This window comes from Dokdonella soli (assembly GCF_039523175.1).
GTDB classification, from domain to species: domain Bacteria; phylum Pseudomonadota; class Gammaproteobacteria; order Xanthomonadales; family Rhodanobacteraceae; genus Dokdonella_A; species Dokdonella_A soli.
In genome coordinates this window covers 1-789 of the sequence record NZ_BAAAEU010000045.1, presented here as the reverse complement: position 1 = coordinate 789, position 789 = coordinate 1, and the positions used below count along the sequence as shown (strand labels likewise).

Annotated in this window: 1 protein-coding gene; it reads left to right on the top strand. The window is 60.2% G+C overall.

Annotated features, from left to right (window positions below; translation table 11 throughout):
- Positions 1-789: hypothetical protein (locus ABD002_RS19535; protein WP_343794288.1), on the top strand; the 789-nt coding region annotated here is incomplete at both ends.

Genomic DNA, 789 nt, shown 5'->3' with positions numbered 1-789 from the left:
CCCTGACATCGTGCTGGGCAACTACCCCGTGCCGGTGTTCGCGACGCCGCTGCGTTTCTATACCACGCGCCTACAAGCTGATACGGCAACCGTTCTGCCGGATGCACGCTACGGCATGATGGACTATGCGAACCGCGGTTTCTTCACGGCAGGGACGTTGCCGGACAAAAATCCTGGCAATACGTTCCTGCGGCCGGTAGCGCCCATCAATGCTGCGAATGGCTATACGCAGAGCCAGGTGCCATGCACTCTTAGCGCTGCTATCAAGAACGTCAACTTGCACAACCTCGCCTGCACGCACTGGACGCATTCAGTTTCCGATTCGGTTTCGTCTGGATACGTCGATGAGCTTCCCCATGACGCGGGACAGCCCAGCCCGTTCTCCATACCACCGCTGGCTGCCGAGAGTGCGTTTCGCTTCACACAAACCGCCTTCGGCGGTCTCACGACAGTTCCGCAGTACACCGTCGGGTTGGCAGAGCTTGACAACATGGCGAATCTCGCCGTTCCGCGCGCGATCGGTTATTCGGCGGGATTGATCAACTACTTCTTCCGCGGCCAGTTGACGGTGACGGAGCCGAGCAACCAGGTCGTAGCAACCCTCAATCAGGGCGCGACCCACACGATGAACGCGCAGGGCTACCCTTGCGTGGGCACCGCGAACACCGACGGGTGCGCCGTCTTCGGTTTCCAGTCGGTGCGCCTCAACGTGCAGAACACCACGCTAAAAATCACCGAGAGCGGAACGGGGAACCAGATCCCACAGAACCTCTCCGATACAGCAGCGGG